The 25,873-nt window shown below is 46.0% G+C and carries 24 protein-coding genes; 15 read left to right on the plus strand and 9 right to left on the minus strand.

Annotation, left to right across the window (positions count from 1 at the left end; translation table 11 throughout):
• Positions 1-752 precede the first annotated feature (752 nt).
• The 4 genes from R7Z77_RS20350 to hemC are packed head-to-tail and all read right to left on the minus strand — an operon-like array spanning position 753 to position 4,832.
• Positions 753-1,934, minus strand: a complete 1,182-nt coding sequence (locus tag R7Z77_RS20350; RefSeq protein ID WP_136977226.1) for a heme biosynthesis protein HemY — start codon at positions 1,932-1,934, stop codon at positions 753-755.
• Positions 1,934-3,145: a uroporphyrinogen-III C-methyltransferase gene (locus R7Z77_RS20355; protein ID WP_005378751.1), complete on the minus strand. Its 1,212-nt coding sequence runs from the start codon at positions 3,143-3,145 to the stop codon at positions 1,934-1,936. The genes R7Z77_RS20350 and R7Z77_RS20355 overlap by 1 nt, the downstream gene beginning before the upstream one ends.
• Positions 3,146-3,162: 17 nt before the next feature.
• Positions 3,163-3,891 carry a uroporphyrinogen-III synthase gene (locus R7Z77_RS20360; RefSeq protein ID WP_053350816.1) on the minus strand — a complete coding sequence of 243 codons (729 nt, stop codon included), beginning with the start codon at positions 3,889-3,891 and terminating at the stop codon, positions 3,163-3,165.
• Positions 3,892-3,893: 2 nt separating this feature from the next.
• The gene (gene hemC / locus R7Z77_RS20365; protein ID WP_005383388.1) at positions 3,894-4,832 is read right to left on the minus strand and encodes a hydroxymethylbilane synthase; all 939 of its coding nucleotides are present in this window, start codon (positions 4,830-4,832) and stop codon (positions 3,894-3,896) included.
• A gap of 346 nt (positions 4,833-5,178) precedes the next feature.
• Here hemC and R7Z77_RS20370 point away from each other — a divergent pair, with 346 nt between their 5' ends.
• Positions 5,179-7,707, plus strand: coding sequence for a class I adenylate cyclase (locus tag R7Z77_RS20370; RefSeq protein WP_053350817.1), 2,529 nt, complete (start codon positions 5,179-5,181; stop codon positions 7,705-7,707).
• Positions 7,708-7,776: 69 nt separating this feature from the next.
• On the opposite strand, the gene cyaY is transcribed toward R7Z77_RS20370, so the two are convergent.
• Entirely contained in the window at positions 7,777-8,091 is a 315-nt protein-coding gene (gene cyaY, locus R7Z77_RS20375) for an iron donor protein CyaY (protein ID WP_005383391.1), read from the minus strand.
• Between the two features lie 74 nt (positions 8,092-8,165).
• Between cyaY and lptM the strand changes: the two genes are divergently transcribed.
• From lptM to R7Z77_RS20410, 7 genes are all read left to right on the plus strand, one after another.
• A complete protein-coding gene (lptM, locus tag R7Z77_RS28945; protein ID WP_005378746.1) occupies positions 8,166-8,282 on the plus strand; it encodes an LPS translocon maturation chaperone LptM in 117 nt (38 codons plus the stop codon).
• Between the two features lie 61 nt (positions 8,283-8,343).
• Positions 8,344-9,597, plus strand: coding sequence for a diaminopimelate decarboxylase (gene lysA, locus R7Z77_RS20385; RefSeq protein ID WP_005378745.1), 1,254 nt, complete (start codon positions 8,344-8,346; stop codon positions 9,595-9,597).
• Between the two features lie 10 nt (positions 9,598-9,607).
• Positions 9,608-10,438 carry a diaminopimelate epimerase gene (dapF, locus tag R7Z77_RS20390; RefSeq protein WP_005378744.1) on the plus strand — a complete coding sequence of 277 codons (831 nt, stop codon included), beginning with the start codon at positions 9,608-9,610 and terminating at the stop codon, positions 10,436-10,438.
• Positions 10,432-11,163 (plus strand): DUF484 family protein, encoded by a 732-nt coding sequence (locus R7Z77_RS20395; RefSeq protein ID WP_081248199.1) that lies wholly within the window; start codon positions 10,432-10,434, stop codon positions 11,161-11,163. The genes dapF and R7Z77_RS20395 overlap by 7 nt, the downstream gene beginning before the upstream one ends.
• Entirely contained in the window at positions 11,129-12,061 is a 933-nt protein-coding gene (gene xerC, locus R7Z77_RS20400; protein WP_005378742.1) for a tyrosine recombinase XerC, read from the plus strand. Before R7Z77_RS20395 ends, xerC begins: the two co-directional genes overlap by 35 nt.
• 8 nt (positions 12,062-12,069) lie before the next feature.
• On the plus strand, positions 12,070-12,786 hold the full coding sequence (yigB, locus tag R7Z77_RS20405) for a 5-amino-6-(5-phospho-D-ribitylamino)uracil phosphatase YigB (RefSeq protein ID WP_053350826.1): 717 nt from the start codon (positions 12,070-12,072) through the stop codon (positions 12,784-12,786).
• Positions 12,787-12,924: 138 nt separating this feature from the next.
• Complete coding sequence (locus R7Z77_RS20410) at positions 12,925-15,411, plus strand: EAL domain-containing protein (protein ID WP_104979846.1); 2,487 nt, start codon at positions 12,925-12,927, stop codon at positions 15,409-15,411.
• An 83-nt stretch (positions 15,412-15,494) separates the two neighbouring features.
• Here R7Z77_RS20410 and R7Z77_RS20415 read toward each other — a convergent pair whose 3' ends face one another.
• Entirely contained in the window at positions 15,495-16,091 is a 597-nt protein-coding gene (locus R7Z77_RS20415; RefSeq protein ID WP_033907272.1) for a tRNA-uridine aminocarboxypropyltransferase, read from the minus strand.
• Entirely contained in the window at positions 16,091-17,641 is a 1,551-nt protein-coding gene (locus tag R7Z77_RS20420; RefSeq protein WP_033907271.1) for a COG3650 family protein, read from the minus strand. Before R7Z77_RS20420 ends, R7Z77_RS20415 begins: the two co-directional genes overlap by 1 nt.
• Positions 17,642-17,688: 47 nt before the next feature.
• On the opposite strand from R7Z77_RS20420, the gene R7Z77_RS20425 reads away from it, so the two are divergent.
• Positions 17,689-18,159, plus strand: a complete 471-nt coding sequence (locus tag R7Z77_RS20425) for an EVE domain-containing protein (protein WP_005378735.1) — start codon at positions 17,689-17,691, stop codon at positions 18,157-18,159.
• Positions 18,160-18,209: 50 nt separating this feature from the next.
• Here R7Z77_RS20425 and R7Z77_RS20430 read toward each other — a convergent pair whose 3' ends face one another.
• Together R7Z77_RS20430 and R7Z77_RS20435 are read right to left on the minus strand one after the other, a co-directional pair.
• Positions 18,210-19,034 carry a Cof-type HAD-IIB family hydrolase gene (locus R7Z77_RS20430; RefSeq protein ID WP_017636084.1) on the minus strand — a complete coding sequence of 275 codons (825 nt, stop codon included), beginning with the start codon at positions 19,032-19,034 and terminating at the stop codon, positions 18,210-18,212.
• Positions 19,035-19,278: 244 nt separating this feature from the next.
• Positions 19,279-20,289 carry an alpha/beta fold hydrolase gene (locus tag R7Z77_RS20435; RefSeq protein WP_005378733.1) on the minus strand — a complete coding sequence of 337 codons (1,011 nt, stop codon included), beginning with the start codon at positions 20,287-20,289 and terminating at the stop codon, positions 19,279-19,281.
• Between the two features lie 65 nt (positions 20,290-20,354).
• Between R7Z77_RS20435 and rhtB the strand changes: the two genes are divergently transcribed.
• From rhtB to arsJ, 6 genes are all read left to right on the plus strand, one after another.
• Positions 20,355-20,972, plus strand: a complete 618-nt coding sequence (gene rhtB, locus R7Z77_RS20440) for a homoserine/homoserine lactone efflux protein (protein WP_005378732.1) — start codon at positions 20,355-20,357, stop codon at positions 20,970-20,972.
• Between the two features lie 24 nt (positions 20,973-20,996).
• Positions 20,997-22,220 carry an EAL and HDOD domain-containing protein gene (locus R7Z77_RS20445; protein WP_053304474.1) on the plus strand — a complete coding sequence of 408 codons (1,224 nt, stop codon included), beginning with the start codon at positions 20,997-20,999 and terminating at the stop codon, positions 22,218-22,220.
• A gap of 154 nt (positions 22,221-22,374) precedes the next feature.
• Entirely contained in the window at positions 22,375-22,710 is a 336-nt protein-coding gene (locus R7Z77_RS20450) for a metalloregulator ArsR/SmtB family transcription factor (protein WP_005378730.1), read from the plus strand.
• Between the two features lie 42 nt (positions 22,711-22,752).
• Positions 22,753-23,754, plus strand: a complete 1,002-nt coding sequence (locus tag R7Z77_RS20455) for an ArsJ-associated glyceraldehyde-3-phosphate dehydrogenase (RefSeq protein ID WP_005383630.1) — start codon at positions 22,753-22,755, stop codon at positions 23,752-23,754.
• 12 nt (positions 23,755-23,766) lie between these two features.
• Positions 23,767-24,261 carry a cyclin-dependent kinase inhibitor 3 family protein gene (locus tag R7Z77_RS20460; RefSeq protein WP_005383629.1) on the plus strand — a complete coding sequence of 165 codons (495 nt, stop codon included), beginning with the start codon at positions 23,767-23,769 and terminating at the stop codon, positions 24,259-24,261.
• Positions 24,262-24,515: 254 nt separating this feature from the next.
• Positions 24,516-25,733, plus strand: a complete 1,218-nt coding sequence (arsJ, locus tag R7Z77_RS20465) for an organoarsenical effux MFS transporter ArsJ (RefSeq protein ID WP_054575539.1) — start codon at positions 24,516-24,518, stop codon at positions 25,731-25,733.
• Positions 25,734-25,873: the final 140 nt, after the last annotated feature.

A 25,873-nucleotide genomic window follows, 5' to 3' on the forward strand; every position in this document is an offset into this window, starting at 1 on the left:
TGGTTGAAAGCACCGGTCTTGAAAACCGGCATACGTTAATAGCGTATCTAGGGTTCAAATCCCTATCTCTCCGCCACTATTAAGAAGCCTCGCTAGAAATAGCGAGGCTTTTTTCATTTCCGCACATCTTTATTACTCTATCTATGCTTGCCAAAAATCAATTCCATATGCGATCTACTTTTCGACAAAGTAATATTGGGATCGGTATTGGTTGTGACGTTTTGATTTTTGCTAAGAAGTGCAGTTGCCTCTAAAGCTGTTCATCCTCATCACTGCATGCTGTCCCGATAAGGTTGTTGGAGATGCTTTGTTAAGGTGTTGAACCATCTATTGCCTTATCGTTCTCTTAAAGCACTACCATTGCTTCTCTAGCCCCTTTTACCGGATAGACCGAACAAATAAGCATACTAAAATAGCCACTGTTTCACTGATGTATCTTTTTGTTTTGCTCAGTCTAGCGATGCGTGTGCTCTATTGCCTAAATCTAGCTACGTCTTAAAACCATACATCAACAGGCTAAAGTTACGTATTCCTGCATCTTTTAAAATTGTTTTTGGATTCTGCTGGAATGACAGGATCAGAGTAGTCAAAAGAGAAGAGTGAAAGTGAAACGATAGTGAGTTGCTAGGAAGTTGGAAATTACTTGGGAACCAATGAATTTGATAAACATATTGATGTAAGGACTGAAGGGTTAATAGCAGGCAATAAAAAAGCCGACAGGTAAGCTGTCGGCTTGGTTAGGTCATCTTAAGTTAGTCATTCTGTACGAGCGTGAGAGCTTTACGAGAGACTTCGTGAGCAGCTTTGGTTAGATTTTGCTTCTCTAGTGTGTCTGCTAGGAATGCATAGTCAGAGACGTCAGAGCGAAGCTTTAAGGCGATCTCAAAGTGATCCTGGGCTTCTTGCCACTTCTCTTGACGGAAATAGAAGTGCGCTAATGCGCTATGGGCAGCGGCGTTATCCGGTTCTTTCTTCACTACTCCCTCTAAGAAGACCACGACAGGGTGGGTATCTGGCAGGTTTAGATCTGGCAGAAGTTGATAAAGCTCTGGGGCAGGTTGTTTTTTTAATGCTTCTTTTAGCACGGTAAAGGCTTCTGCATCAGCTTTTCGTGTGATGAGTTCTCGAGCAAAACAGGCAACGAGGTTTGTGTCTTGTTTCACTTTACGTGAGAGACTATTCCAATGGGAGATTAGCCCTTCGCTACCTTGTTGTTGCGCTACTTCATGGAGTAAGCCGCACTGCGCCTTTTGAATCAGCTCTGCATGTTCTTCTTCCGTGATGAGTTTTGCTTTGGTTAGTTGTGGCAAGAGGTCAATAAGAGGTTGCCACAACTTTAGCTGCATGTACGTTGTTTTCAGCAAGTTCAATACAATAGAGTTACTCGCATACTGACTTTTTAACGATTGCAAGGTATCGAAAGCGGACTCGAACTCGTTGTCGCGGATAAATTGTTTCGCTCGAGTCAGTTCTACTGCGAGATGGGCGTTCTCTTGTTGGCTCGCTAGCGCTAGATAGTGATCTCGTTTTGCTTTATCACCTTGGCCTTGTGCGGCTTCAGACGCAACCAAGTAGCAAAGCAGCGGCATATCGTGATGATTTGCCCAGCGAGTTACTTTCTTCTCAGCACCTTTCCAGTCACCTTCTAGAAGTTTAATAATGCCTTCATTGGTGTATCGGCGGGAATGGCGCATTTTGCGAACACTGAAGTAGTTCCATGTTGTAGAACTAGCATAAACTAACTTCTTAATCAGGTACTCAAGCAGAAAAAGACCTGCGAGTGCAGCGATAACGAAAACCACTAATGTCGTTACGCTCATCTCGATCGTTTTCTCGGCAATGGAGATGAGTACATAGCCTTGCTGACCAGAAAACTGGGTGCCAACAAATAGTCCTGCGCCTAGTACAACAAATAGGAAAATAAGACGAAACATTACTTATCCTCCATGCCTGTCATCGTTGTGACTTCACGACGTAGGCGTTCACGGATGACATCTGATAGTTGAGACTGACTTTGCAGTTTTGTTGGGTATTCCACTTGAATATTTTGCTGACTTAGTAGGTTAACCGTTTTGTTGAACTCTTTAACAGAATTATCGTCTTGGTTGAAGAAAGCTAATGCCCATTTGTCTGCTGTTTTTAGAGACGTGGTGTAAATTTCACCTTGCTCTTGGTACACCGCTTTTATTGCCGTTTCCAATTTGGCTTTGATGTTTTCTTTCAGGTAAAAGTGTTGCTCAGGAGAAAGCAGTGGAATGACGTTACCATCGCGCGTGCGGAAGGTAATGAAGTTTTCTGAAAAGTCCTTCAAAGAGGTCATTAAGTTATCTTGCCAGTTTGCGATATCTTCAGACACTTCAGTGTTTTCTACGGCTTCAGCTTCAGGTAGCAGTGCATTGGCGAGAGGGAGCTTGTCTACTTGCTGTTGTAGGGCAGTTAAGCGTAGTACCAATCCATCACGGTCAATTAGCGGGATCGTGCGAAGTTTGGTGATATCGTTCGCCATTGCTTTACGTAGTTTGACGAGGCTAGGGTCATTCAGTGCTGCAATGCGTTGGTCTGCACTTTCCATCAGTTGAGTCGCGCTTTCTACATCGTGCTCTAAGAACAATTTACGACCAGCTAATTTGACAAGGTAATCGGCTTCCGCTAATAGCCAGTCGTTTGGTCGACGACCTTTCACATCGGCAACGGCGAGCTGTAAGCTTTCAATGCTCTTCTGTTGCTGTCCAAGTACCACTTCCGCTTTGTGTGTCACGGTTGTTGCTTTCTCGATGGTTTCTTCTTGTACCCGGCTGAGTTCTTGCTTCATGGAAGCTTGAGTGCTTTCTAGCTGACTTTTTAGTTGGGCGATCTGCGCTTGGTAATCGGCTTGCTGTTGATGCAGCTTGTACGCGAGGCCACCGCCAAAAATAATCGATAAGATGATAGCGACCGTACCTAGTTTGACACCACGTTTACCTTGTTTTTCTTCAAACTCGACTTTGGTTGGCTCTGCTGTTTTTGGGGGCTCGGCCGCTTGTGGTTGCTCTTTTTTAAGGTCCGCATCCTGCTGCGATGTGGTTTTTTCGACTAGCGGTGCCGATGAGGTTTCTTCGGAAAGGTTTTTATCGTTATTTTTTTGGTCGTTATTTTTACTTGTCATGCCTATATCCTGTGTAGCTAGGGCTGGAGAGCCGCCAGTAATTCTTGGTTGGATGCGCTTCCCGTGCATCTCACGCGAGTGAACCCCCTTTGAATTGCGATGTCAGCGATACGCTGACTGGGGATATACAACTCTTGTTGATTAAGCCAAGTCAATTGCTCCGACGTCAATTGGCTGCACAAATAATCCAGTTGTTCACCACTGGTGACAATAATCTGGTTAATTTGTAGGTTTTTCCATAGTGAGATACAGCTTACTGGATCGAATGGGATGAATTCTCTCTTGTAAGTCTCACTATAGTGAACTTTTGCGCCACGCCTCACCAATGCATCTTTGATCAGCTCTCTTCCGCCGTTACCACGAAGGATAAGAACTTGTTGTTGTGCCACATTGTTGAGCTCTGGCAGTCGCAATAAGTGTTCACTATCACTGACTTGGGGATAGTGTACTTTCTGTTGGGTACATTTGCTTAAATAGTGTGCTGTTTTTTGACCAACGGCAAGGTAAATAGCTTGTTTCGGCCATGACATCCCGTTGCTGGCTAAGATTTGCTGTGCACATTGCACTGCATGTCGACTAACAGCGATAACAATTTGAGCTTGATGTAGATGTTTAGAGAGGTGCGTGTCCGTGAGATCGGCGACAATGTCGATCAGAGGATGGTGATATGCGGAAATGCCGTGCCTTTCGAGCAGAGAGCAAAGCGCGCTGCCTTGCTCTCCCGGCCGAGTGACCAACACTGCCATGGTTATTCGTGATCTGCGTACAGCTTAGTTAGGATTTCACGAGCGCCGTTATCTAGCAGCTCATTGGCTAGCTGCACTCCTAATGCTTCGCCATCTTTACGATGGCCACGAATTTCACCACGAACAATTTCGCTGCCATCTGGTTCGCCAACTAATGCGCGTAGCCAAATGTTGTCGCCGTCTAGTAGGGCATAGCTGCCGATAGGTACCTGACAGCCGCCTTCTAGGGTCAGATTCATTGCGCGCTCACACAAAACGCGGTCTACGGTGTCTTGGTGGTTAAGTGGCTCAAGCAGCTTAAGCAGTCTTTCATCGTCAAGGCGGCACTCAATACCGACAGCACCTTGGCCTACCGCTGGTAGTGATTGCTCTGGTTCGATAAAGCTACGAATGCGCTCTTCAAGCTTCAATCGTTTAAGGCCAGCCGCAGCAAGAATGATTGCATCATACTCACCCGCATCTAACTTACCAAGGCGAGTGCCCACATTACCGCGAAGCTCTTTGATGATGATGTCCGGACGATATTCTTTCAGTTGGCATTGACGGCGCAAACTGCAAGTACCAACCACGGCACCTTGAGGGAGCTCATCAATGTGGCTATAGGTATTAGAGACGAAGGCATCACGAGGATCTTCACGCTCACAAATGGTCACGAGGCCAAGGCCTTCTGGGAAATCGACGGGTACGTCTTTCATTGAGTGAACGGCGAGGTCTGCACGTCCTTCTAGCATCGCGATTTCAAGCTCTTTTACGAACAAGCCTTTGCCGCCAACTTTTGCTAGTGGTGTATCTAAAATCACGTCACCTTTGGTCACCATGGTTACTAACTCGACTTCCAAGCCTGGGTGAGCGGCTTGAAGGGCGTCTTTAACAAAGTAAGCTTGCCATAAAGCAAGAGGGCTTTTTCGAGTTGCAATGCGAATCGGTGTGGATTGTGTCATGATCTTCTCAATGCTGTTTGGATTTGGGTTTATCCTACCATTCTCATCAAGAAATGCTTACTGTTAGTTCGTTATCTCTGAAGGCTATGAATGGAATTACATGACGTTATGAAAATAGTGTGACTGGATTCTCAATTAGACTAAGGACTATTATTAGTAATAGGTAATAAGAGCGACACTACCGCGCGATTAATTTTGTGACTAAAGTATGGTTTTGTATCCGGAGTGATACACGGGCGTGAAGCTTTACCCGCACCAATAAAAGTGTTAAATTGATCACGTTTTTAAGCCGTTTTGGTTTAAAACGTCAGCAGATTTTCGTGATTGTTCAACCAAGGAATTCCCCTTGCAGGCTTACACCCAAAAAATCATCCAGCGACTAGATAATTTGAATCAGCAGCGAGTTGATCGCGCGTTGGCGCTTATGGATTCGCAAAGCCAGCAAGTCTTCCACTTGATTCCTGCCTTGTTGAACTACAACCATCCTGTAATTCCTGGCTATTATGATGCCGATGTCCCGTTTGGTGTGCATGGGCTTGAACTAAATAGCATTCAGCAACAATTCATAGATGATATTCAACTTGCCATTGGTCAGCCGCTCAAGACGGTAGAAAAGCCCGCTATATTGGGTTTGTACACCATGGGCAGTACCTCCTCGATTGGTCAAAGTACTTCCAGTGATTTGGATATTTGGGTGTGTATTTCACCAGAGATGGATTGTGACGAACGCGAGTTATTGACCAATAAATGCCTACTCATCACGGATTGGGCACAAAGCAAAGGCGTGGAAGCGAACTTTTTCTTAATGGATAAAGAGCGCTTTAGAAGCAATCATTCTGAGGAGATGACAGGTGATAACTGTGGTTCATCTCAGCACTTACTTTTGTTAGATGAATTCTATCGTAGTGCGGTGCGTATTGCCGGACAGCGTTTGTTATGGCAAATCGTGCCGCCAGAAATGGAAGAGTGTTACGACGAGTACGTTTCTCAATTGTGCAGTGATGGTTACATCGATTGTAGTGAATGGATCGACTTTGGTAAATTGAACTGCATTCCTGCTGAAGAATACTTCGGTTCGAACTTGTGGCAGTTATACAAAAGCATCGACTCTCCCTACAAATCGGTATTAAAAGCCATCTTGCTAGAAGCTTACTCGTGGGAATACCCGCATACTCAATTGTTAAGCATCGACACTAAACGTCGTTTCTTTGCCCATGAGCCTGATCTCTATGGCATGGATGCGTACTACTTAATGTTGGAAAAAGTAACCCGTTACTTAGAGCGAATTCAAGACGATACACGTTTGGATTTGGTGCGTCGCTGTTTCTATCTCAAAACCCATGAAAAATTATCTCGTGAGCCGAATGTTGGCTCAGTAGCTTGGCGCCGTGAAGCGCTGAGCGATATGATTGCAAAATGGAATTGGGATGCAAGTGTCGTTGCAGAGCTCGATGACCGCCGTAATTGGAAGGTTGAACAAGTGAAGGTGGTACATCATGCATTGCTGGATGCGTTGATGCAAAGCTACCGTAACTTGATTCAATTTGCGCGTCGTAACGACATCACTTCTGCTATCAGTCCGCAAGACATCAGTATTTTGGCCCGTAAACTCTACGCTGCTTTTGAAGTATTGCCGGGCAAAGTAACGTTACTAAACCCACAGATTTCACCTGATCTGCACGAGCCTGACTTGAGCTTTATCGAAGTGAAAAAAGGGGGAGTGAACAAGTCTGGTTGGTACCTCTATAAACAACCGCTTATTGCGCACCGCATTTTGGGGCAACCATATCTAGAGCATCATGAATACTTGAGTAAGTTGGTTGCTTGGGCATTCTTCAATGGCTTGATCACTGAATCGACTCGTTTACATGCCGTGGTACGTGAAGCGCAGCTAGATATTGATAAGTTTTACCAAATGGTGAGTGACTTACGAAATACTTTTGCGTTGCGTAAGCGTCGTCCATCTATGCAGGCGCTAGCGAGTCCTTGTGAAATAAGCCAGCTTGCGATGTTCATCAACTTTGAAAATGATCCGACGTCTGAACTTTCTGGTCGTTCGTTGAAAGTGGATGTTAAGAACACCGATATTTTTAGCTTTGGTCCAGAACATAAAAATTTAGTCGGCAGTGTTGACCTTGTTTACCGTAACTCTTGGCATGAAGTGCGTACGCTGCATTTCAAAGGGGAAACGGCGATGCTGGATGCACTGAAAACCATTTTGGGCAAAATGCACCAAGATGCGTTGCCACCAGAATCAGTGGATGTGTTCTGCTATGCGAAGAACATGCGTGGTGTGATGCGTAATATGGTTTACCAGCTTTTAGCTGAATGTATCGACTTACGCTTGAAACCAGTAGAACAAGAGAAACGTCGCCGCTTTAAAGCGATGCGTCTTGGTAACCAGACTTATGGGTTGTTCTTTGAACGTCGTGGTGTGTCGGTGCAGAAGCTAGAAAATTCCATCGATTTCTACCGCAGCATTTCTACTAACAAACTCAAAGGCTCGCCGCTGTTAATGCTCGATCGTGAGCAAGAATATCAAATGCCGGAAGCGGTGGATGGGTTTGCCAGTGAAGGTCTGGTGCAGTTCTTCTTTGAAGATAACGAAGATGGCTTCAATATTTATGTGTTGGATGAGTCAAATCAAGTGGAAGTGTATCACCAATTTAGCGGCTCTAAAGATGAAATGATTTCGTCTGTAAACAGCTTCTACACGTCGGTAAAAGACGATAGTCGCGTCGCGTCTAAGTTTATTAACTTTAACCTGCCTCAGTACTATCAAATTATTCACCCTGAAGAGGGGAATGCGTATATCATTCCTTACCGTAATGACGGTTGTTCACCGAGTCGCCCGACCAAAACTGTGAACGCGTAATTAAACCCGTATCAATAAACAAAAAGAGCACTTCGGTGCTCTTTTTGTTTTGGTGACGATTGACCAGAATTATGCCCAATCAATGGCTTCGCCCGCGTGCTTTTCACATTCTTGCTTCACCATTTCAAATAGCTCCATACCCGTTTTTGAGCAGGTCCATTTACCTTCAATAAGTTTGAAGTGGAAACCACCAGATTTGGACGCTAGCCAGATCTCATGCATCGGCTCTTGGCGATTAATGATGATTTGGCTGCGGTCTTCAAATTCCAATGTCATTACGTTGCCAGTGACTTCGTAATCAATGTCTGCGCCTGAATCATCGATGGATTCTTCGATGATTTGCATCTGCGCATCCACCAGTTGATGAAATTCAGTATCGTTCATCCGTCTATCCTATTGCTTTTCCTGAGTGTGGTGCGATTATAGGGGGCATTGATTCAATAATCACGATATGCGAAATGAAAAAATTAGTTACTGTGTTGTTTGTGATGGTTGCCGCGACCTTAGCGGGGTGTGGTCAGTCTGGCTCACTATACATTCCAGATGACACTCAACAGAATGAGCAATCACAATAAATAACCGCACCTTAGGGTGAAATTAGGGTTCAGCAGTCGAATAAAATAAGGGAAGCGAATTTTGGATTACTTCAACTATCAGGATGATGGCCAGCTTTGGGCCGAAGACGTCCCACTTCAAGCTCTTGCAGAGCAATATGGCACTCCTCTTTACGTATATTCTCGAGCCACGCTAGAGCGCCATTGGAAGGCGTTTGATAGTGCTGTGGGTCAGCATCCTCACCTGGTTTGCTACGCGGTGAAAGCCAACTCAAACTTAGGCGTATTGAACACGCTAGCGCGTTTGGGATCGGGTTTTGATATCGTGTCGGGTGGTGAACTTGAGCGTGTGATTGCCGCAGGCGGTGATCCGAAAAAAGTCGTTTTCTCTGGTGTTGGTAAAACACCGGCAGAGATGAAGCGCGCTCTTGAGCTAGGTATCAAATGTTTCAACGTTGAATCTGAGCCAGAGCTAGAACGTTTGAACAAGGTTGCGGGTGAGCTTGGTGTGATTGCGCCAATTTCTCTTCGTATCAATCCAGATGTCGACGCGAAAACACACCCTTACATTTCGACCGGTCTTCGCGACAATAAATTCGGCATTGCGTTTGATCGTGCGCCAGATGTTTATAAATTCGCGCAAAGCCTGCCGAACTTGAATGTGCAAGGCATCGACTGCCACATTGGTTCTCAGCTGACCAATATAGACCCATTTATCGACGCGACAGACCGTTTATTAGCCCTGATTGATGATTTAAAAGCGCAAGGCATTAACATTCGTCACCTTGATGTCGGCGGTGGTTTGGGTGTGGTCTATCGTGATGAATTACCACCTCAGCCTTCTGATTACGCCAAAGCGTTACTTGGTCGTCTTGAAAATCACCAAGACTTGGAGCTGATCTTTGAGCCAGGCCGTGCAATTGCTGCGAACGCAGGTATCTTGCTAACGCGTGTTGAGTTTTTAAAACATACTGAGCATAAAAACTTTGCGATTATCGACGCTGCAATGAACGACTTGATGCGTCCTGCGCTATACCAAGCATGGCAAGATATTGTGCCAGTTTCACCGCGAAAGGGTGAAGCTCAGACTTACGACTTGGTTGGTCCTATTTGTGAAACCGGCGACTTCTTGGGTAAAGATCGCGCACTCGTTTTGCAAGAAGGTGATCTACTCGCGGTTCGTTCAGCAGGTGCCTATGGTTTTGTGATGTCTTCGAACTACAATACTCGTACCCGAGCAGCAGAAGTGATGGTGGACGGTAAACAAAGCCACTTAGTTCGCCAGCGTGAGGAGCTGACCAGTTTGTGGCAGCTGGAACAGATTCTACCGGAGTAACACACAACAAATGCATTTCCACTTTTCCAAAATGCACGGTTTGGGCAACGACTTCATGGTCGTCGACTGTATCACCCAGAACGTGTTTTTCTCGCAAGACCTGATCCGCCGCTTGGCGGATCGTCATACTGGCGTTGGTTTTGACCAATTGCTTGTGGTAGAGGCCCCTTACGACCCTGAAACCGACTTCCATTATCGGATTTTTAATGCCGATGGTAGTGAAGTTGAACAGTGTGGTAACGGTGCACGCTGTTTTGCCCGCTTTGTTCGCTTGAAGGGGCTGACCAATAAATACAGCATCAGCGTGAGCACCAAGAAAGGAAAGATGATTCTCAACATCGAAGATGATGGGGAAGTGACGGTCAACATGGGCGTGCCAGAGTTTGAACCGAACAAAATTCCTTTCAAAGCGAAGCAAAAAGAGAAAACTTACATCATGCGAGCAGGCGACAATACCTTGTTTTGTGGTGCTGTGAGCATGGGTAACCCGCACGTAGTGACCGTGGTCGACGATGTGGATACGGCAGAAGTGGAAACTCTCGGTCCGCTGCTTGAGTCGCATGAGCGTTTCCCAGAGCGCGTCAACGCTGGCTTTATGCAGGTGATGAGTCGTGACCATATTCGTCTTCGAGTTTACGAGCGAGGCGCAGGAGAGACACAAGCTTGTGGTAGTGGTGCATGCGCGGCAGTCGCGGTTGGGATTCTGCAGGGCTTGTTGGATGAAAACGTTAAGGTTTCTCTACCTGGTGGTGAATTGCGAATTGCATGGCAAGGCCCTGGCAAGCCGTTGTTTATGACCGGACCTACAACGCATGTATTTGATGGTCAATTGTCTTGCTAGTTGAAGAAAAAGGAAACGGTTTGTCTCAAGTAGAAGCAGATGCCTTAACGGCTGAAGTAGTGGCCGAGTACCTCAAAGATCATCCAGACTTTTTTGTGCAACGTCCGGAGCTTGTGGATCGTTTATCTTTCCCACACTCAGACTTAGGCGCGGTATCTTTGGTACACATCCAAATGAATCGCCAACGTCAGCGCATTGAAGAGTTAGAGGAAGAGATCACTACACTAATGTCGCTTGCGGCGAACAATGATCGCACCTTTTACGAATTTATGGATTTGCAGGGGCAGATTCTAAAGTGTGGTGACTTTAAACAAGTCATTCATTCTATCGAAGAGAAAGCCAAAGCATTGGGCTTACGTGCGTTTGTTCGATTGTTTAGTCAATGCGACGCATCGATTCAATTGAGTAAGGAAAGTTATCAACGCTTTGCGGCCACTCACTTAAATGGCAAAGATGCGTACTTAGGACGTCTTCGCAAAGTGGATCGTGAAGCTTTGTTTGGCAACATGGAAGTGCCGGAAATGGGGTCCTATGTGGTACTGCCGCTCGTGAAACAGCAAACTCTGGGCGTGCTTGCTTTTTCTAGTGAAGATGGCGGCCATTTTCAGCCAGATATGGATACCTTGTTTTTGCGTCACCTATCATTAGTAGTGGCACATCTCGCTCAAACACTGGTATGGCAAAGTTACGATGACGACAACTCCCAACACTCCTCTGCCAAATAGTCTGCAAAAGCCTCTTGAGCGCTTCTATGAATTCTTACGAAGCGAAAAGGGGCTTAGCCTACATACTCAGCGCAATTACAAACAGCAGCTAGAAACTATGGCGCAGCACTTAGCTGAAATGGGGCTCAAAGATTGGTCTCAAGTGGATGCTGGTTGGGTGCGCCAATTAGCAGGTAAGGGCATGCGAGAAGGCATGAAAGCCAGCAGTTTGGCAACGCGACTCTCATCGCTGCGTAGCTTTTTCGATTTCCTTATTCTGCGTGGCGAGATGTCGGCTAACCCAGCCAAAGGGGTTTCAGCACCTCGCAAAAAACGCCCGTTGCCCAAAAACCTCGATGTTGACGAAGTGAGCCAATTACTTGAAGTCAACGAGGACGACCCGTTGGCTGTGCGCGATCGCGCCATGATGGAGCTGATGTATGGCGCCGGCTTACGTTTGGCTGAACTGGTGGGTGTGGATGTACGTGACGTACAACTGCGTAGTGGTGAGCTTCGTGTTATTGGTAAAGGCGATAAAGAACGTAAAGTGCCGTTCTCTGGGATGGCAACCGAGTGGGTTGGGAAGTGGCTACGCGTTCGTGGTGATTTAGCCGCTCCAGGTGAGCCCGCCTTGTTTGTATCTAAGCTCGGAACGCGTATTTCGCATCGTAGCGTGCAAAAGCGCATGGCTGAATGGGGGCAGAAACAGTCTGTCGCAAGCCATATTAGTCCGCATAAATTGCGTCACTCATTTGCGACACATATGCTCGAATCAAGCAATAACTTACGTGCGGTGCAGGAGCTTTTAGGGCACGAGAACATTTCGACGACCCAAATCTACACGCACTTGGATTTCCAACATTTGGCGCAAGCCTACGACCAAGCCCACCCACGCGCACGCAAAAAGAACGGGGAGTGAGCCGAAGTATGAAATTTTATCGCCGTATCGAGCCTATTAAGGCAATGACCTTTGACCTAGATGATACCCTCTATGACAACTATCCTGTGATCGTTCGCATGGAGCGTGAGTTGCTATCTTGGCTCAAGCACCATCATCCAGCGGTTGCTCATATGAACAAAGCGGATTGGTTTGCTCTCAAACAGCGAGTTGTGCAGCAACAACCCGAGCTGAAGAGCGATGTCACTTTATGGCGTTTAGTGCAACTTCAGCAAGCCTTCTCCCAAGTAGGCTACGACGAAGACGCAGCACATGCCGCCGCGAAAGCCGCAGTAGACGTTGCGTTGGACTGGCGTAACCGTTTTGAAGTGCCGCAGCAAAGCCTCGATGTACTGGAGGAACTCGCGCAGCACATCCCGTTGGTGGCAATCACCAACGGTAATGTGGATTTAGACCGCATCGGTCTTACGCCTTATTTCCAACAGGTACTTAAAGCAGGACCAGATGGATTGGCGAAACCCGCAACCGATATGTTTACTAAAGCGAAGCGATTCTTGGATATTCCTGCGGAGAATATTCTGCATGTCGGTGATCATCTAACCACGGATGTGCATGGTGCAAAGTTGGCTGGTTTTGCAGCCTGTTGGTTTAATGATATGAATAAAAATGTCATTAACCATTCAAAAACACGTACTTTACCTGATATTGAAATCAATAGTTTGCAGCCGTTACTCACACTTTTTTAATTGCTTTCGCATTAATCCATTCTAATCTCATTTTGTGTCTAGAAAAGCAGCTCAAAGCCACGTAAATTATTCTCTATTAAATAAAAATAGTAACGCCACACGTCGTGGTGAAGATAGTGTTACGGCAGTGGTAGGTCCATGCGAGCTTTTTCAAAACTGGTTCACGATGTCAGTCAACTGAATGACTTTTTAGTCACTTTTCCGACTTCCTCAGATAAACAATATTTAGTACAAATATTGTCGACGCAATCGCGCGAATTTACGACCACACTTGCAGACGCCGTTTTGTCGTCGCTGCCGAATGCTCATGTTATGGGGCATAGTACGCGTAATGTAATTCTGGAAGGGGAGATATTTACCTCTGGTTGCCTAGTGAGTGTGATTGAATTTGAGCAAACCACGCTGACTTCTGCGGTACAAACATACTCTTACTCCCCTGACATTGATGGCGGGGAGCTCAAGCGCTCTCTTCTAATGCAGCATAATTCACAGGTGATCCTCAGCTTTGCTGTGCAAATTGAACGACGTGACTATCCCTTGTTTCAAACCTTCGCCAGTGAAGAAGTAGTGATTTCTGGAGGGTTGGCGCAGAGTATTGACGATGGCTGCTGGGTGCTATATCAAAACCGAGTTTACGATAACGCTGTGGTTGCCGTAGCTTTGCACAGTGATACTTTGAAGCTATGGACTAATGCGTATTCGGAATGGAACCCGATTGGCATGCCACACAAAGTCACTCATGCAAAAGGAACGCGCTTGTATTGTTTAGGTGAGAAGAAAGCGCTGGAAGTATACAAGCGTTACTTGGCGGATGGCCATGACGTGACGCTGAGTCAACTGCTCAGCTTTCCTTTGTATCGAGAAAGCTTAGGGCGAAAGGAAGTTTGTACGGTAACGGAGCTACACGCTGATGGCAGTATGAGCTTCGACAGGCCCTGGTGTCTTGGTGACGAAGTGCAATTTTGCTATAACCATCCCTCGTTAACGCTCGAGCAAGTGCGGCATGGTGTGGTTGAGTTAGCCATGCACCAACCTGAAGTCGTGATGATTTTTAACTGCGCGTCACGGTTAGACTTTATTGACAGCAGCGACGAAGTCCAAGCCTTTAAAGATATTGCGACGACGTTTGGTAGTTACTGTATGGGGGAACTGCATGGTGGTATTGGTCAGCCCGAAATTCTTCATCACAGCCTGACGTATTTAGCGATGCGAGAGGGAGACGAAGTGCAAACATTGAACTTGCCTAAGTCGCCCGTTAGCTCCTCTATTTCACCGTTGTTTAGCTTGATTCGAAATGCGATCGGCGATCTCAACCATATGAACGCGCATATGGGATATCAACTCGATCGCCAAACGCGCAAGTTACAAGAAAGCTATCGACGCGACAGTCGCACGGGGTTACAAAACCGGGTCGCATTGCAAGAGCGGCTGAGTAACATCGATTTGGATGAGCATTTGTTGACTCTAAAGCTACTTAACTTTAGTCATATTAACGAAAAATACGGCTACCGAGTGGGAGATCAATTACTCAAAGATCTCTCAATGCACTTTACGAATCGACTACGAAAGCGTTTCGGCATGCCAACGGCTTTGCAGCTTTATAGTATTGGGGTTGGTGAATGGGCGTTCATATTTAAAGCTGATCAAAGCAGCGAGACCATCAAACAGCACTTTACGCGTTTTGCTGACGCGGTAGAACAAACTAATTTTGAGCCAATTGGCCTACGTGAAATAGATTATCTTTCTATCTCGCTATGCGGCGGCTTAGTGAGTCGCCGAGATTTTCCATCCGCTTCAGTGGATGAGCTCTTACTCAAAGGCATCGAAGCGAGACGCTCCGGTGTACGCAGTAATACTCATATCTGTAATGCGAAAGATATTGAAGTCAGTGAGGATGTGCGTAAAGAGCAACTTGGATGGCTAAGTTGCGTCAGTAGAGCCATTCTCAAACAGAACATCATCACTTATAGCCAACCCATTGTGCATGCTGGTAGCCACAAATTGGCAAGCCAAGAATGTTTGGTTCGTATTCTGGAAGCCGATGGAACGGTGATTGCGCCAGGGCGTTTTCTGCCAATTATCTCTGATACGCATCTTTACACTCGACTAAGTCGGCACATGATTCATTCTACGTTGCATTATATGCGAGATAAGCAAGGTGACTTTTCTATAAACTTATCGCCGCAAGATTTGCTCAGTGATAAAACTTTAATGCTTTTAGAGCATGAAATTAGCCAGCTAAATGACCCAAGGCGAATTGGTTTAGAAGTGCTGGAATCTGAGCAGATCAAAGACTACGGCCGAATGATAGAAGTGTGCAGTCATTTTAGAAGCTTAGGGGCGCGTATCATTGTTGATGACTTTGGGTCCGGTTATTCGAATATCGATGAAATCCTAAAGTTGGAGCCAGAAGTCATAAAGCTCGATGGCAGCTTGATTCGTGATATTGATAAAGACTTAAAACAGCGCAAGATCGCTTCCCAGTTGGTGCGTTTGTGCCAGGTGTTTAACGCGGAGACGGTGGCGGAGTTCGTCCACAATCAGGAGGTGTGTACCATTGCACAAGACATGGGGGTGGATTATTTGCAGGGTTACTATCTTGGCGAGCCGACTCGACTGTTTTAATGATGTTTCACGTGAAACTTCTTGTCGTAAAAAACGCAGCGTAGGCTGCGTTTTTTGTTTGGTTCTTCTACTGAGCTTAATGGTTAACGCTTAAGAGCGTGTCCACTCTTTTCAGCTTGGAACAGAGCGAGGTAATGGGCAAAAAAGCGCTGCATTTGTTGTTGGTTGTTTTGTTCTCCAAGTTGCCCGAGCAAATGTGCAGCGACTTCAAACGTACACAAATTACCTTGTTGTTGGTTGCGTCGCAGCTGATATTGTGAGTCCGCCGACGCAGACAATCCCATAGTAGGGATACCTTCTAACCAACGGCTCTTATTGATCATCTTGCGCGCCTCTTGCCAGGTGGCATCTAAAATAATAAACAGCGGAGTTTTGGTTTGTTGCTGGCTTTGGAGTACCACATGTTCGAGTGTGATACTTTCTTCACAGGGGAAGAGCAACACCGGATACCGCGACGGATCAGCTAATAGAGTGAGCAATTCTGCTGGTGGCTGTTTGCGATCCCAGATTACTCGCTCAATGTTGAGTTGGCACTGCTCTAGTAGCTGGCCGGTATTAGTATCACGCTTCAGTTCATTCGGATGCATTAACAGCAGGATGTTGTGCTCACTGTTAAGTTTCGGCATTAGCGAGCACATACAATTGAATTGAAAACCGCAGGTTGGACACGGTTGTGACATTACAGACGAACTCCTTCGCGCACCGGGCTTATCCCATCAGAGAACAGACGCACACCACTGACTTGGTTCGGCGTTGCCGTTGGCGCCATGCTTGGGTTGAGTGGGTAGCTAACCCCAGTGTATTGCATCACGTGTTGAGCCGCTTTAGCTCCGCCACCGCTGACATTAAAAATCAGATCTCGCCAACCATGAGAGGTTTGTTGGCCGAGCATAATCGGGCTTTGCACTAGTGTAATGCGGCTATTAAATCGCCATTCCTTTTCGTGATGTTCAAATATCAGCAATGTACAGCCACCGGAACCACACCAATCCAACTGTACCAATAGCTCTTCGTTACCATCGCTGTTGAGGTCGTAAGTTAGCCAACGGTATTGGTTATTGTTGGGGGTGGTTTGATGGATAAAGAAGTAGTTGCGCACCGCGGCATCTACTTTTGAATCAAACTCTGCACTAGAAGGGACGTCAGCACTACCGATGGGGTTGTTGGTGCGTTTTTCGGCTGGTTGCATGATGCCTTCATCACGAACGGTGGCAGGATAAAGGACTAAACCACCATCGGCGATTGGGTATACCAAGTTACCGACTTTTTCTTTGGTCGCTTTGAGCTGATTGCCTTCTCGAGTAAACAGTCGCTCTGACATTAGCCTTTGCTGTTGATGATGCGTCATGACAACTTGAACCTGAGACGGACTTAACTGTTGCCAGTAACCACGCTCGATTAATGGTGCTTGTCCATTGGCGTAACGGTATTTTGTTGTGGCGCTGTGGTCTGGGTTTAAGGTCATTTGTACTTCAAAGCCTTGTGATTGGGTTGAGGTCGCGACATAGGTATTAGCCCAGCCAAGCGTTGCATCGACGTTTGCAGTCATACCACAACCTTGATACGTCTCGCCATCATGTTTTAGTGTTGCTTTCCAGCCATACAAAGAATCGCTCATTGTGTCTGAGCAGAGGTTTTCTGTTAAGCGAAGCTCACCACCTTGCAGTTGATAAGTGCGCTGGCGAGGTTGAAGCTGACTGCTGTTAATCGCTAATTTTGTGGTTTGTTTGCCGATTTGCTGGAATGTTAGTCCATTAGCCTCAAAGCTTGCCGACCAAGAAGGCTCATTACCAAACACGCGAGTTGGTTTGTTTGGTTGCTGACAACGGTTTGGGTTTTCCGTTGTGAGGAAGTTCACTTGTTCCACGACAAAGTTAGCATCGAAATCAGCAGAAAACCCATCGATGCCCGGTGGGTTGAGGTGGCCGATAACCTCGCCATACATAGTCTGGTAAGGCTCGTTATTTAACTGAATTGCTCGTTGCATTTGCTGTGGTGATAGTTGCAACCAATATTGCTTGTCGCTGCCACAAGGCATGATGTATTGGCTCTCGTGACCGACGATCACTTTTCCGCGCAGCATAAAAGTTTGAGGTTGAATGGTTTCAGGCTTATCTAAGGTTGCTGGTGGAGAGGTTGGGTCAGCAGCACCAGATTGTGGCGGCTGTGAACTACATGCTTGCAGAACCAGCAGGGTGGCAAGCGCCACTGGGTTTTTCAAAGCCTTCATGTTATATCTTCCTCATTATTGTTACTCAATCGGCATCGGATGGCATTATGGCATATTGGTTATTTAAAACTGAACCAGATACCTTTTCTATTGACACGCTTCGAACCCAAAAGGTTTCATGTTGGGAGGGAGTTCGTAATTATCAGGCGCGCAATATGATGCGTGACCAAGTGAAGGTGGGCGATTTAGTCCTGATTTACCACTCTTCTTGTAAACATGTTGGCGTGGCAGGTATTGCTAAAGTTGTGAGAGAAGCCTATCCCGATCATTTCCAATTCGATCCCGAAAGCGATTATTACGATCCAAAGTCAGACCCAGACAACCCGCGTTGGATTATGGTGGATGTCGAGTTTGTACGTAAAACGGCGCGAGTGATTCCGTTGTCGGTGATGAAAGCGATGCCAGAACTTGAGAACATGCCGTTGGTGAAACGTGGAAATCGCTTGTCGATTATGCCCGTGACAGAAGAAGAATGGGACGCGATTCTTGGCAAAGAGAAGCTGCCAAGTCAGCGATAAAAGAGAAGGGCTGCGAATGTGCAGCCCTTCATTATTTGGAGTATTGAAGCTTACAGCAAGTGTTCTTGTAGGTAGTGTGCAACCGCATCTTCTGCATTGCTGCCAATTACTTCATTATTTGGTAGAGCTTTCATCACTTTTTCGTGTGATGTACCCATAACTAGCCCTTTACCTGCCATCGACAGCATTTCTACGTCATTCATGCCATCACCAAATGCTACGCAGTTTTCTAACGTGAGGTCGAGTTTTTTCGCTACCGCTTCAAGAGCATGACCTTTAGACACGCCAGCGCTCATTACTTCCAAACACCAAGGCGTTGAAAATGCGATGTTCAGCTTATCACCAAACTGCTCACGTAGTTTGTTTTCAAATACGACCAAACGTTCGTGGTCTTCTCCTGGATGCGTGAAGAAAACTTTCGCAATACCGTCAGTTGGGGCGTGGTCTTCATCAAATAAGACGTAAGTGAATTCATCGTGGAAGTCACGTAACGTTTCATCATCCTTGTTCATCAACCAGCTATCATTTTGATACATGTGAATAAGTATTTCTTGATCATGTTTGATCGTGTCGATCACGCCTTGTACCAGTTCCGCAGGGACATTCTCGCTGTACATTAGCTGATCTTCCTGGTCATGCACTCGGGCACCATTCGACGTGATCATATAAGCTGGAATGCCAACTTGGCGACGGATGCTCGCAACGTCTACGTGGTGACGGCCGGTTGCAAAGACAAAGGTATAACCCTTTTCATGCAGCGCTTTTAGCGTCTCTTTTGAGTAAGCACTGAGCTGATGGTTAGGTGCGAGTAACGTGCCATCCAGATCAGAGGCAACGATTTTGGTGATCTCTTTGCAAGGTAGCGATGTGCTCATGAAGTCCTCGTAAACGGTTTGGATAGTGTGGAACAGGTGAATTGCAAACGGAGTACAGCAGACTGACTAGATCGTACTGCTCCGAATGCGGGGGAACTTGGGCCCGTAGCACTATGCGGTTAAACACTGTGTCAAAGTAGCCAAGTTCAAGCAGTGTACGCCAAAATGAGGATGAAAAAGAGGGTAAATCGATGTGTAGACATTTCCTCTTTAATCTTAGTCGTGAAATGGTCGCCTAGAGTTCTTATTGTGCTTGTTCGTTTGATGGCGATTTAGGGTCATTCATAAAGCGGAAAATCGCATCGAGAGCTTGATTACGATACTTGTCGGTCTCGAACAAGATTTCATGCTGTGCGCCTTCGATAGAAAGCAGCTCCGCGTGCGGGTTGGTTTTCCGCAATTTATCAATAAAACGCTTTTGCGCGAGATTGCTAACAATCCGATCGTTTCCGGCTTGGATTAGGATGACTGGTATTTTGACTTGGCGAGTTAATAAAAAGCACTGCTTAGCGGCCATGAGCCCTTGCCAAACCCAGCGAGTGCTTGGCCCACCGACTTGCAGTTCCGGTTTTTCCGTATATAGGTTTCGGAACCATTGGTAGCGGCCGTAACTTTGGCTAAGTGGGTTATCTTCAAAGGGCTTAGGGAAGTAGGCCTGATGTCCTGGTGCATAGCGTGGCAAAGTCGATACCGCTGACATAATTTGTGTGACCGGAATCGCTATTGGTGATAGGTACCATGGCAGGTTAATGCCAAACATGGGCGCACTTAGAATCAAACCAGTAAAAGGGTGTTCTGGGTGAGTTTGCAGGTAACGTGTGGCGATCGCGCCGCCCATAGAGTGCGCGATGATGAAGCATTGTTGATATTCGCTAAGGTCGTGTTTTTTTACGACGATGTCCATATCATCAATATAATCAGTAAAGTCATAGACGTGACCCATATCTGAGTCAGATAATAAACGATCTGATAAACCTTGACCGCGGTGGTCAAAGGAATAGACATCGAAACCTTGGCGGTAGAGATCGTAAAACAGCTCTTGGTATTTCCAGGAAGACTCAATGCGTCCATTTACGATGAGCACGGCTTTTTTATGCTCTGGGTTGGTTAGCTTGCACCAGTAAATGTTCTTTTTCTCAGTCCCTTTAACAAAGCCCTCTTGGCGAGTTTGCCAAAGTGCTGCGATCGGACCACCAATTGCTTGCTCAAATAATGTCTCTTGAGTATAAGTCAAAGGTGAATGGTTAGTCGCCATTAGTTGATTACCTGAAGATACGTTGTTTACGCGATGTATCATCGAAGAATTAGTGAGGAAATGCAATGGATACCCATGTCTGGTTAGCTTATGTAGTAACAGCAATCGTTTTTAGTTTGGCTCCGGGCTCTGGCACGGTGAACTCAATCAGTAATGGTTTGAGTTACGGTACCCGTAAATCACTGGGTGCCATTATTGGCTTACAAATTGGTTTAGTTATCCACATCGCGCTGGTGGGGGCGGGTATTGGTGCGCTTGTCGCGCAGTCAGCAACCGCATTTTCTGTCATTAAATGGGTTGGTGCCGCTTATCTGGTTTGGTTGGGGATTCAGAAATGGCGCGATACATCAAGCTTAGTCGCAGCTGAAAACCACAACGAGATGTCAGGCACGGCGCTGTTGTACAAGGCAGTGTTAATTAACCTCACCAACCCTAAATCGATTGTTTTTCTGGTGGCGTTGTTCCCGCAGTTTATTGACCCGGCAAAAGACCAAATCACGCAACTGTTGGTGCTTGGCGTCACTACGGTCGTGATTGATGCGTGTGTAATGTTGGGTTACACGAGCTTGGCAGCACAAATGGGACGCTTTATTCGCTCCGATAAAATCATGGGAAAAATAAACAAAGTATTCGGTTCAATGTTCATGGGTTGTGGTGCATTATTAGCAGCTGCAAAGTCATAAGCCATTTATAGGTCCTTCTTTAGCATGAATACAACGTATGTCGCTCGCCAGCCGATCTTTAACCGAAAAAGACAGACGCTGGGTTATGAATTGTTGTTTCGAGACGGGGAGAGTAATGCATACCCTTCACATATTGATTCAAATCGAGCGACATACCGACTGATTGTCGAAAACTTCCTATCGCTGGGTACTAACCCAGTGATTGCCTCTTCTAGATGCTTTATTAACTTTCCTCATCAAAGCTTGGTGCGACGTTTGCCGCGCAGTTTGCCGAAAAACAAAATTGTCATCGAAGTGTTGGAAACGTGCCAACCTACGGATGAGCTTCTTGATGCGATTCGTGAGTTTTATCGAGAAGGTTACTTGATCGCTTTGGATGACTTCACCCTAACACCAGAATGGCGCCGTTTTTTGCCATATGTGCATATTGTGAAGCTCGACATTATGGCGATGGGGCTTGAAAAGGCCTGTGAACTGGTCAAAACACACCTTGCCAAACGCGTCAAATACCACTTTTTAGCAGAACGTGTTGAAACCGCAGAAGAGTTTGAGCAAGCGAAAGCGGCTGGCTTTAAATTTTTCCAAGGTTATTTTTTTAGCAAGCCACTCGTCTCGCAGACTAAATACGTCAGTCCTGAGCAAGTGTTGGCATTGCAACTGTTTCGTGAAGTTTGTGCTCCTGAGCCTGACTTTACTCGTATCGAGTCCATCATTACGCAAGATGTCGCGCTTTCGTATAAATTATTGCGTTTTGTAAATACGCAAGCGCCGAATTTGGCTGTCGAAATCAGCTCTTTTCGTCAGGCATTGATTTATCTTGGCCAGGATAACCTTAAGCAGTTTGTCTCTTTGGTTGTGGCATCGTATATCTCCAGTAACAAGCCTCGAGAGCTGTATCACCTTTCATTGCAACGAGCTCAATTTTGCCAATTGATGTCGCGCTATCAGCCATTCTCTCATCTCAACGAACAAGGTTTCATGGTTGGTTTGCTGTCGATTCTAGATGCGTTGCTGGATCTTTCGGTGGAATCTTTAGTTAGGCAGTTACCGCTTAGTCATTCAGTACAACAAGCGCTATTACATCGCAAAGGGGTTTATGGCGCACTTATTTCCCTTGAAGAGTGCTACGAGCGTGCCGATTGGTCAGGGGTTGAAAAAATCACGATGCAATTGGGGTTGCCTTTAGAGGAAGTGAAGCTCTCCTTAGGTGAAGCGGTTCGCTGGAGTCAAAGCATCGCGACTGCATAATTTCTTGTCTTATCTTTTATCTCTTTGAATCTCTCTCTTTACAATCAAGCTGTTCGTTAGATGTGAAACTTTTATGACGATGGACGGTTTCCTCTTGACGATATATCTTAATTAAATAAATATATACGCATATCCATATATAGGTATGTTCATTATGCTTCCACATCAGTTTTTTAAGCTGTTATCCGATGAAACACGCGTACGTTGTTTAATGCTCGTGGCCCGTGAAGGTGAAACTTGCGTTGGCGATTTGGCGTTTGCTCTACAAGAGAGCCAGCCGAAAGTTTCTCGTCATCTTGCTCAGTTACGATCCAGTGGCATCTTGGTGGATAAACGCCAAGGGCAATGGGTGTATTACGAGTTATCACAGCAATTACCAGGTTGGATGCGAAAGTTAATTGAAGACTTAGTGGCATCAAACTGTTTGAAGCAGGAATACCAAGACGACATCACACGCTTACACGATAAAAGTCGTGAGGCTTGCTGTTAACAGCGAATAGAGATTCAAGGTAGAAGATTAGAGGGTAAAACTATGACAATTAAAGTAGGAATTAATGGCTTTGGCCGAATTGGTCGCTTAGCGCTGCGAGCGGCATTTGATTGGCCAGAATTGGAGTTTGTGTTAATCAACGATGTCGCAGGTGACGCCGCTACGCTTGGTCACTTATTAGAATTCGATTCAGTGCAAGGTCGTTGGCATCATGGAGTTCAGGTCGAAGGCAGTGAGCTCGTCATCAACGGCAAGCGTGTCGCCACGACTCAACAACGCGATATCGATGCGGTGAACTGGTCTGATTGTGATGTTGTGATTGAAGCGACAGGCGTACATCGCAAAACATCATTCCTAAACAAATACCTAGAGCAAGGCGTGAAACGTGTCGTGGTAAGCGCACCTGTGAAAGAAGAAGGTATCGCGAACATTGTGGTGGGCGTGAACGACCATATTTTCGACCCTGAAAAACATCGTATCGTGACAGCAGCTTCGTGTACGACTAACTGTATCGCACCTGTGGTTAAAGTCATTCATGAGAAATTGGGTATCGAACAATCTTCTTTTACGACCATTCACGACCTGACGAATACGCAAACTATTTTGGATGCGCCACACAAAGATCTACGCCGTGCAAGAGCATGCGGCATGAGCCTTATCCCGACTACGACGGGTAGCGCGAAGGCGATTGTCGAAATTTTCCCAGAATTAAAAGACAAAATTAATGGTCATGCGGTTCGCGTACCTCTAGCAAACGCATCGTTAACAGACATCATTTTTGATGTGAAGCGTGATACCACAGCAGAAGAAGTGAATGCACTGTTAAAAGAAGCATCTGAAGGTGATTTGAAAGGCATCCTTGGCTTCGAAGAGCGTCCTTTAGTTTCTATCGATTATAAAGGCGACCAACGTTCAACCATCGTTGATGCGCAATCAACCATGGTTGTGGGTTCTCGTATGGTTAAGATTTACGCTTGGTACGATAACGAAATGGGTTATGCAACGCGCACAGCAGAGCTGGTTCGTAACGTTGGTTTGGCTTAAAAGGGGGTCACAATGTCTCATCCTACATGGCAATTAGATTTGGACTCCGGTGCTTTAATCTTAACACCGTGCCCAGGAACGAAAGGTGTCGATTTGCATGCGTCGTTAGAACAGTTGAAAGAGCAGGGTGTTCAAGCGGTCGTTACTGCATTAGATGATAGTGAATTAGCTGCGAAGAATGTCTCTGCATTGGGTGAAGCCACTCAGCAACTGGGTATGAAATGGTTCCAGATCGAGATTGAAGACGACTGCGCACCAAATGAAGAATTTGCGACGAAGTGGCAACAAGCCAGTCCGGAACTGCACGCGATTCTTGCTCAAGGTGGCAAAGTTGCGATGCATTGCATGGGTGGTTCGGGGCGCACAGGTTTGTTCGCTGCTCACCTACTCCTAGAAAAGGAATGGCAGTTAGAAGATATCGTGCGAGAAGTGCAGGCATTGCGCCCTGGTGCATTTACAAAACCTGTGCAAGTTGAGTACATCGAACGCGTGGCTCAAGACGCTTGATCAGCTTAAATAGCTTTTGGTTCATTATGATCCAAAAGCTAAATTCGAGCTTCTTCAGGATACGACTGTTTACAAGAAAAGCCATTAATATTAACTAATGCATTGTTTTTAAGGTGTATTTTGCTTTTTATTGATGTTGGGGCATTTTTTGAAAATCACAGCAACATTGTATTGGTCAATGTTGCTGTACAGGTTAGGAAGTATTTAGAACATGATGATCTAAATGCTTCTATCGCTGTACATATGAGGTCAATATGATTTCTCAATTAAGCAAAAGTATTCGTCAGTACATGTTAGTGACGTTTAACTATTGGAACTTTACGGTGACCGATGGCGCACTGCGTATGCTGGTGGTGCTCTATTTTCATGACTTAGGTTATTCCACGTTAGCTATTGCCTCACTGTTTCTTTTCTATGAATTTTTTGGTGTGGTGACAAACCTGGTTGGTGGTTGGTTGGGCGCAAGGTTAGGCCTAAATAAAACCATGAACATTGGTTTAGCGATGCAAGTGTTTGCGTTGCTGATGCTCGCAGTACCAAATGCATGGCTGACCATCCCTTGGGTGATGGCAGCGCAAGCTCTGTCGGGGATTGCCAAAGATCTGAACAAAATGAGTGCTAAGAGCGCGATTAAAACGCTAGTACCAGACGAACAGCAAGGTGCGCTCTACAAATGGGTAGCGATTTTGACTGGCTCGAAGAATGCACTCAAAGGAGCGGGCTTTTTTGTTGGCGGCTTGCTGCTGTCTTGGGTGGGTTTTCAAAACTCGATGTTTATTATGGCGGGTGTACTTACATTAGTGTTTGTTTGCAGCATGATCTGGCTAGAAGCGGACATGGGTAAAGCAAAGAGTAAACCTAAGTTTCGCCAAATATTCTCCAAGTCTGAATCGATAAACATTTTATCCGCAGCTCGCATGTTCTTATTCGGTGCTCGTGATGTGTGGTTTGTCGTTGCTCTGCCTATTTATCTTGGTAGCGTGTTTGGCTGGGATCACTTGTGGGTTGGTAGCTTTCTCGCTGCGTGGGTCATTGCTTATGGGTTTGTGCAAGGCATTGCGCCGCGTATTACTGGCAAAGCGCAAGGTCGTGTGCCTGATGGTAGTGCAGCATTGGTGTGGGCAGGAGTCCTAGCGTTAATTACGGCTGGTATTGCTTATGGTGTGCAAATCGGTTGGCAGCCTGAATTGGTGATTGTGGTAGGTTTGATGATTTTTGGCGCTGTGTTTGCCATTAACTCTTCGCTGCACTCGTACTTGATAGTGAGCTACGCTAAAGGCGATGGCGTCTCGTTGGATGTCGGTTTTTATTACATGGCCAATGCGATGGGACGTTTGATTGGCACGGTATTATCGGGTTGGATCTACCAAGAGGCTGGTCTTGCGGCGTGCTTATGGGTTTCTTTTGCTTTCTTGGCACTGACGACGCTGATTTCAATTAAGTTGCCAAAAGCTGATGTTGCTACTGCGTAACTATCCCCAGTATCTCTATCTGTAGATGGTATAAATGGCTCCAAATCGGAGCCATTTTTGTTTCTTATGCGCCGTTTGGTGTAATCAGATTGTGTCGGTTTGGCATGGAGAGTGAATACTGATGCTTGGTTTTTGGTTCT

The sequence above is a fragment of the Vibrio sp. 1401 genome, from assembly GCF_033340295.1.